The 7787-nt window shown below is 71.9% G+C and carries 4 protein-coding genes; all 4 read right to left on the bottom strand.

Annotated features, from left to right (window positions below; all coding sequences use genetic code 11):
* On the bottom strand, positions 1–218 hold a 218-nt coding region (locus G515_RS0107955), incomplete at its 3' end, for a transposase (RefSeq protein WP_425411229.1).
* Positions 219–348: 130 nt separating this feature from the next.
* A complete protein-coding gene (locus tag G515_RS0107950) occupies positions 349–3600 on the bottom strand; it encodes an ATP-dependent helicase (protein WP_028659731.1) in 3252 nt (1083 codons plus the stop codon).
* 58 nt (positions 3601–3658) lie between these two features.
* Positions 3659–6922, bottom strand: coding sequence for an ATP-dependent helicase (locus G515_RS0107945; RefSeq protein ID WP_028659730.1), 3264 nt, complete (start codon positions 6920–6922; stop codon positions 3659–3661).
* A gap of 68 nt (positions 6923–6990) precedes the next feature.
* Positions 6991–7770, bottom strand: a complete 780-nt coding sequence (locus G515_RS0107940) for an SDR family oxidoreductase (protein WP_245565290.1) — start codon at positions 7768–7770, stop codon at positions 6991–6993.
* Positions 7771–7787: the final 17 nt, after the last annotated feature.

Raw genomic sequence — 7787 nt, 5'->3', positions numbered from 1 at the left:
TTCAGGATCTCGTTCGCTCGGCGCAGTTCCTTCACCTCGCGCTCGAGCTCGGCGATCCGTCTCGCCTCATCGGTCGAGACGCCAGGGCGGTGGCCCTCGTCGATCTCGGCCTGGGAGACCCAGTTGCGCAGCGTCTCGGGGTTGATCCCCAACTGCTCGCCAACCCGGCGAAGAGCGCCAGTCCTCGTGGCCGGGTCACGCCGCAGATCGACCGCCATCCTGATCGCACGCTCCCGAAGCTCCTCGGGATACTTCCTCGGTGCTGCCATGACTCTCATCCTTCCGTGGAATGAGAGCCTCCATCAGACCCGGCACGCGACAGCGGGCGAGGAAGGTGGAGCGCTCGGCTCACCCAGCGGACGAGGACGCGGCGATCAACTCCTCCAGCGCCGCGCGGTCGGGTAGATCCCGCGGCTCGACGAGCTCGCCGGAACGCACGTAATAGAACGCCGCCCGCACCTGCTCGAGCGGCACATCGCGGAGTTCGGCCCAGGCGAGTCGGTAGAGCGCCAACTGGAGCGGATCGGCGGTGGCCGAGCGGTGGGTCTTCCAGTCCACCAGCAGGTAGCCCGGGCCATCGTGCCGGCCAGGATCGGTGTAGACCGCGTCGATCCGCCCCCGGATCACCTGCCCGGCGAGGACCAGGGCGAACGGCGCCTCGACCTGGAACGGCGGGCGCGACCCGAACGGACCCGCTTCGAAGCGCTGGATCACCTCGCGCAACTCGGCCTCGTCGACGGTCCCGGCGTCGGCTCGACCCGGGAGATCATCGGGGTCGAAAAGGTCCTGCTGCCCGAACCTGGCCTCGACCCAGGCGTGGAACCTGGTGCCGAACCGCGCGGAGGACGAGGGCGGCCGCGGCATCGGGCGGGCCAGTTCGCGGGCGAAGCCAGCGGGGTCGTCACGCAGGCGGGCCACCGCCGTCGCCGAGAGGCTGCCGGGCAGCGGCACCGCGATCGTGTCGGAGTGTCCGGCACGCGCCTCGGCGAGCAGCCGGTCCAGCTCCTCGTCCCACTCCGCCACCCTGGCAGCCTCCAGCATGTCGAGGTCCTCGTCCGCGGATGGGCCGGCAGCCACGACGCCCCGCACCAGCTCGGCGGCCGCCAGCCGGAGCCGGGCCTCCGGACCGTGCTCCTCGACCGGCCACGGGCGCGAGGCATCGACCGCGGCGAACGGGTTGGCCTCGGTCTTGTCCGGCTTGGGGAGCCACTGCCCCGGCACTCCGTCTTCCAGCGGTTCGCCCCAGTCGACCAACTGGTCGCGCACGACCTCCTGGTACGCCGACGGTCCGAACGGAGTCTTGCGCTGCCGCCACAGGTGAGAGGTGACCGAGAGGTGCTCGGCGGCCCGGGTGAACGCGACGTACCCGAGCCGTAGCTCCTCCTCCTGGTCGTGCGCCTTGGTGCGCGTCCGGAGGGACTCGATCGCCTCCTTGTCCCACCCGTCGAGCTGGGGGAGGTCGTGGGCATCGCCGCGCAGCGCCGTGGGGAGCACCGCCGGCGAGCTGATCCACAGGTTGCGCCCTCGCTCGGACGGGAAGGCCGTCGCGCACACCCCGACCAGGAAGACCGATCGCCACTCCAATCCCTTGGACCGGTGCACCGTGAGCAGCTTGACCGAATCGGCCTCCGTGGGCGTCGCGACGTCAAGGCCGTTGTGCTGCTCGTCCTCGGCGGTCAGGTAGGCCAGCAGAGCCGCAAGCGAGACATCGCCGTCGATCGCCTGGAAGTCGGCGACCGCACGAACGAAGAGATCGAGGTTGTCCCGCCGGGCCGAGGCCGCCGGATCGACGGCCGAGGCCAGTTCTACGTCGATGCCCGTGGTGTCGATGATCCGACGCACCAGATCGAGGATCGGCTCGCCGGCATGGCTGCGGAGCATCCGTAGCTCAGCCGCTAGCAGGCCGAACCGCTCCCTGCCCGACGCGGAATAGGGATAGAGCTCCGGGTCGCCGGGGTCGACGAGCGCGTCGTCGAGGGCGGTGATCTCCGCCGGATCGACACCATCGGCGATGTCGAGCAGTTGCTCGGTCACCGACTCGGGCGAGTCGGCGCGTCCGCCCCGACCGGAGATCTCGTGTGCCCGCTGGGCGAGCAGTCGCAGGTCACGCGGTCCGATCGCCCAACGGGGACCGCTCAGCAGGGTGAGCAGTGCGGCGTTGGCGGTGACGTCGTGCACCAGGTTGAGCGTCGCGACCACCTCGGCGATCTCCGGAAGCCGCAACAGGCCGGAGAGACCCACGATCTCCACCGGGATCTGCTGGGAGGTCAGGGCGTCGTAGACGGCCGCGGCGGTGAGATTGTCACGGGTGAGCACACCGATCTCTGCCCAGTCACCGGGATCGCCACCGTAGGCACGCCGCACGGCCTCGGCGAGGGCGCCGAGCTCGTCGGCCTGCGACTCGTAGACGCCCGCCTCCACCCGACCCTCACCCGCGGAGGGGTCGGCCTCGAGCGCGGCCACCTGCGGATAGGCATCGAGCAGTGGTGCGGCCAACCGGTTGGCGACCTCGAGGATCCGCCGGTCCGAACGACGATTGACCGTCAGCGGGTAGAGCACCACATCTTCGCCGTCGGCACGAGGGAAGGTCTCTCCGAAACCCAGGATGTTGGAGACGGAGGCCCCACGCCAGCCGTAGATGGCCTGGTTGGGATCGCCCACCGCGGTGACCGCGTGGCCACCCCCGAACAGTCTGGAGAGCATGATCGCCTGGGCAACCGAGGTGTCCTGATACTCGTCCAGGAGCACGACCTTGAAGCGGCCACGCTCCAACGCCCCGACCTCGGGCTGCTCACTGGCCAGCCGAGCCCCCAACTCGATCTGGTCGGCGAAGTCCATCAGGCCGAGATCCCGCTTCAGCCGTCGGTAGGAGGCGACCAGGCCGAGCAGCTCCCCCCGGCGGTCGAGCGTGTTGAGCGCACTGGTCAGCGCACGGACATGGCCCACGACCCGCTTGCCCTCTGCCAGCCTCGCCGATGCCTCCGCCAGACTCGCCTGGAAGTGCTGGCGGGCGTCGAAGTCGAAGGAGGCCACCTGGTCGAGCGAGACCAGGTGCTCACTCATGGCGCCGTCCAACGCCAGCAGATTCTGGATCACGGTCGGCGGATGGTCGCTGAGGCTCTCCACGACGCCGGTGTAGCGCTGGACGGCCCGCGCACCGAGCTGGTAGCGGGCCGCGTCGGTGATCACCCGGGTGTCGGGCTCGTGCCCGATCCGCAAACCGTGGTCGGTGAGCAGGCCGGCGGCGTAGGCGTTGTAGGTCGCGACCGTGGGCTCGAGCACCTCCTCCTCCGGCTCTGGATCGCGCCGGTCCGTCGGTGCCAGCGCGCCGGCCTTGGTGAGGGAGGTCAGGATCCGCTCGCGCAACTCGCTGGCGGCCTTCGCGGTGAAGGTCAGCCCGAGCACCTCCTCGGGACGCACCTGCCCGGTGAGGACGAGGTAGACCACCCGGGCCGCCATCAGGGTCGTCTTGCCCGAACCCGCCCCCGCGATCACGACCGAGGGTTGCAGCGGTGCGGAGATGGCCCGCCACTGCTGCGGACTCGGGGTGTACGGCGTGCCCATGGCGCGGGCGAGTTCCTCGGCCGTGTCGATCCTCATCGGTCCTCCTTCGCAAGGTGTGGGGGTGTCCCGCGGTCGCCGGCGCCGCCCGACAGCCTCATCTGGTGATCGCCCCCGCTCCCTTGACCGGACACAGCGACGTGAAGGCGCAGCGGTCGCAGACGGCACCGGGGCGGGCCGGGAAGCGCTCCGAACGGACCATCCGCACCGCTCGGGCGAGATCGGTGCGGAGGGCCTCCCGGGTGGGCCCGTCGTCCGACAGGACTCCCTGGGCCTGCACGGTGGCCAGGTCATCGTCATCGATGAGGCCGACCTGCACGAGCTCGGCACCACCCGACTCGCCGCCCGACTCGCCACCGGACTCGCCGCTCGTGGGCACGTCGTCGGCCCGCTCGCCGAGGAGTTGGTCGACCGCCCCGTGATCGACCGCCAGCTGGTACAGGGCGAGCTGCGTGTGCTCCCTGACCGACTTGTCCGACGGCTTGCTCCGGCCCGTCTTGAGGTCGACGACGACCACCCGACCCTCGGCGTCCAGCTCTATCCGGTCGGCGTAGCCACGTAGCTCCACCCGCTCCGGTGGCCCCTGCCCATCGGACACCTCCAGCACGGTGGAGAACTGCTGCTCGGTGCCGACCAGCCGTCTCGGGTTGGCCCGGTGCCAGGCGAGGAAGCGAGAGAGGGCCTTGCGAACGCGAGCATGCTCGCGGGCCTTGGACCACGGGGTGCGGAACACCAGACGACCCCAGACCGCGTCGATGTGGGCCATCAGCTCGTCGAGCCGGGCAGGGTCGTCGGGCAGCTCACCGCCCGCGACCCGCTCCGCGACCGCGTGCACCAACTGTCCGACGTTGGCGCTCTGGTGGGTGGGGCCCGAGCCACCGGCCTCCTTGGTGAGGAACCAGCGCATCGGGCACTCCAGCAGCCCCTCGAGCATGGTCGCCGAGACCCCCACCGGGCGGTCCGGGTCACGCATCGCACGGTCGGCCCGGCTGGCACTGCGGGTGCCCCACCAGGACGCCGGGTCGGCGGCCGGCACCTCGGGGGCAAGTCTGGCCAACCTCCGGGCGGCCGCGAGGCGGAGCGGCTCGCTGGTCGCCGGGTCGGCGACCGTGCGACGCAGCTCGCTGACGAGGCCGGCCAGCGACAACGGGCGCTGCGGGCGGCCCACCATCCGCAGTGGTTCGACGCCCAACTCATCGAGGAACCGGCTCGGCAACTCGCCGTCGTCCTCCTGGGCGTGCACCGCGCTGACCACCAGCCGCTCCCGTGCGCGGGTGCAGGCGACGTAGAACAGGCGTCGCTCCTCGAGCAGGAGCTCGCGCGTGGAGATGGGAGGCACGATCCCCTCCTCCCCGATCCGGTCGGCCCGAAGCAGCGTGGAGCGTCGGCGCAGATCGGGCCAGGCCTCCTGCTGGACGTGGGCGACCACGACCAAGCGCCACTCGAGCCCCTTGGACCGGTGGGCGGTCAGCAGCCGCACCGCGGCGCCGCGGGCACCTCGCTCGGCAAGCGTGTCGGCCGGGATCTCCTGGGCCACCAGTGTGGCGAGGAAGGTGCGGACGCCGGCATGGTCGCGCTTCTCCTCGGCGCGGGCGGCGACCTCGAACAGTGCACAGACGGCATCGAGGTCGCGATGGGCACGCCGGCCCCCCGGGCCGCCGCCCTCGGCAGCCCTGCGGAGCCGGGCCGGCCACCCGGTGCGCGACCACAGACTCCACAACAACTCCTCGGCGGTCGCCCCCTCCTCCGCCAGCGCCCGGGTGTCGTGCAGCAGCCGGGTGAGGGCATGGGCGCGCTCGGCCTCGGGCCCGCCGAGCCCCAGCAGGAATTCCGGATCGACCAGTGCCTCCCGGACGAGCTCCGTCGAGGCCCGCGGCGAACTGTGCTCGGCGGTGGCCCACTCCTTCTCACGGACCCTCAACCGCCGGGCGAGACGCCGCAGCTCACCCGCGTCGAGCCCGCCGAGGGGGCTGGTCAGCAGGCTCTCGACCCGGCTCGGGTCGAGGTGGTCGATGTCTTCGGGATCGGTGTTGTCGAGATTGAGGACCGCCCGGAAGCCCTCCAACAAGGGCAACACAGCTGGGTCGCGGACCAGCGGCACCTCGTCGCTGGCCACCTCCACCGGCACTCCGGCCCCTGCGAGCGCGCGGCGCAGCGGTGGGATGCTGGCGCGGCCGGAACGGACCAGGACCGCCATCTCGTGCCAACCGATGCCGTCCTCGAGGTGAGCGCGCCGCAGGATGTCGGCCAGGTGCTCGGCCTCGGCCCGCTCGGTGTCGAAGGTGAGCACCTGCACGCGGCCCCGGCCGTGCGGCCCGGGCGCGGCCTGAGGTGACAAGAATGCCTCGCGGGCGGCCTCGTCGATCGCCCCCGGCAGGCCGAGTCGTCCGGCCACCCGCTGCGAGGCCGTGAGGATGCGCGATCCGAATCGCCGGGTGGTGCGCAGGGCCACCACATCGGCCGGCCGACCGTCGGTGTGGGGGAACTCGCTCGGGAACTGCAGGATGCCCCGCACCTCGGCGCCTCGGAAGCCGTAGATCGACTGGTGCGGGTCGCCGACCGCGACCAGGTCGCGCCCGTCGCCGGCGAGGGCACGCAGCAGGGCCACCTGTCCCGGGTCGGTGTCTTGATACTCGTCGACGAAGACATAGCGATAGCGGGCTCTCAGCTCGTCGCGGTGCGCCTCCGCCTCGAGCGCGGCCCGGCGGATCAGATCGGCGTAGTCGGTGGCACCGAGGTTGTCCAGGATGGTGAGGTACTGCTCCAGGAAGAGGCCCGCCGCGACGAACTCGGGCACGCCCTCGGCCCGGCCCAACGCGGCCAGCGCCGCGCCGTCCAGCCCCTTCTCCCGGGCGCGGGCCAGCACCGTGTGCACCTCGCGCGCGAAGCCGCGGGTGCCGAGCGCGCGACGCAGACCATCGGGCCAGGTCACCGCTTCGGTGTGCTCCTCCAGCAGCTCGCGCAGGACGACATCCTGCTCCGGAGCGCTGAGCAGACGCAGCGGCGCCTCGTAGAGCTCCGCCGGGGCGTAGGCGCGGATCAGCCCGTAGGCGAAGGAGTGGAACGTGGAACTGGAGGCGGTCGTGCTGGTGCGGCCCAGGCGAGCGGTGATCCGGTCACGGAGCTCCTCGGCCGCCTTGCGGCTGAAGGTCAGCGTGAGCACCTCGTCGGGCCGGGCACCGCGCCCCTCGATCCGCTCGACGACCGTCTCCACCAGGGTCGTGGTCTTGCCGGTGCCGGGACCGGCGAGCACGAGCAACGGCCCCCCGGGGTGCTCCACCACCCGCCGCTGATCGGCGTCCAGCACCGGAGCGTCGAGGATCGGCTGAGGCGCCTGAAGACGGTAGGTGGACTGGCTCATGTCAGCACTCCATCACGGACCACCGACAGTTCCGAGCGTTCCAATTCGAAGGGCGGGCCACCGCGAGATCAACGACCCCCGGCCACGCGCAGCGTCGTCCCGGTGACGTACGACGCCTCCGTGCTGAGCAGCCAGGCCACCGCCGCGGCGACCTCGTCGGGCTCGCCCGGACGGCCCAGCGGCACCGCGGACCCGATCCTTTCCAGGCGCTCGGCGTCACCGGAGTCGGCGTGGATCCGGGTACGGATGGCACCCGGCGCGACCCCGGCCACCCGGATCCCCTCCGGGCCGGCCTCCTTGGCGAGCCCGAGCGTGAGCGTGTCGAGGCCGGCCTTGGCTGCGGCGTAGTGCACGTACTCCCCCGGCGAGCCGAGGGTCGCGGCGCCGGAGGAGATGTTGACGATGACGCCGCCGTGACCGCCGCGCCCGGTGCTCATCGCCCGGACCGCCGCGCGGGCGACCAGCAGTGGTGCGACCAGGGTGGACTCGATCACGGCCCGCAGGACGTCCGGGTCCGCCTCGGCGAGTGGGCCGAGGGGTCCGGCGATCCCGGCGTTGTTGACCACCCCGGTCAGCTGGCCGGCCTCGGCCGCGGCGGAGAACAGGTCCTCGACCGTCCCGGGCGCGGTCAGATCCCCGCGGATGAGGTGGCAGCTTCCGCCGTACCGACGGACACGCGTGGCGGTCTCCTCGGCGGCCTCGGACTCGGTCCTGAACCCGAGCACGAGGTCATGGCCCGCGGCCGCCAGTCTCAGCGAGATCGCCGCTCCGATCCCGCGGGTCCCGCCCGTGACGAGGGTGAGCGAGCGCGACTGGTCAGGGGCAGGGGTCGACACGGGGCTGGTCACGGACGCCAGTCTCTCCG

The sequence above is a fragment of the Nocardioides insulae DSM 17944 genome (assembly GCF_000422825.1).
GTDB lineage: Bacteria > Actinomycetota > Actinomycetes > Propionibacteriales > Nocardioidaceae > Nocardioides > Nocardioides insulae.
The sequence above is the reverse complement of the archived record's forward strand: the minus strand, read 5'-3'. Positions and strand labels throughout refer to the sequence as shown.

Bases quoted from the DNA above. Each gene is read 5' to 3' on its own strand.
- G515_RS0107945 (WP_028659730.1), bottom strand. From the start codon at position 6,922: ATGAGCCAGTCCACCTACCGTCTTCAGGCGCCTCAGCCGATCCTCGAC.
- G515_RS0107950 (WP_028659731.1), bottom strand. From the start codon at position 3,600: ATGAGGATCGACACGGCCGAGGAACTCGCCCGCGCCATGGGCACGCCG.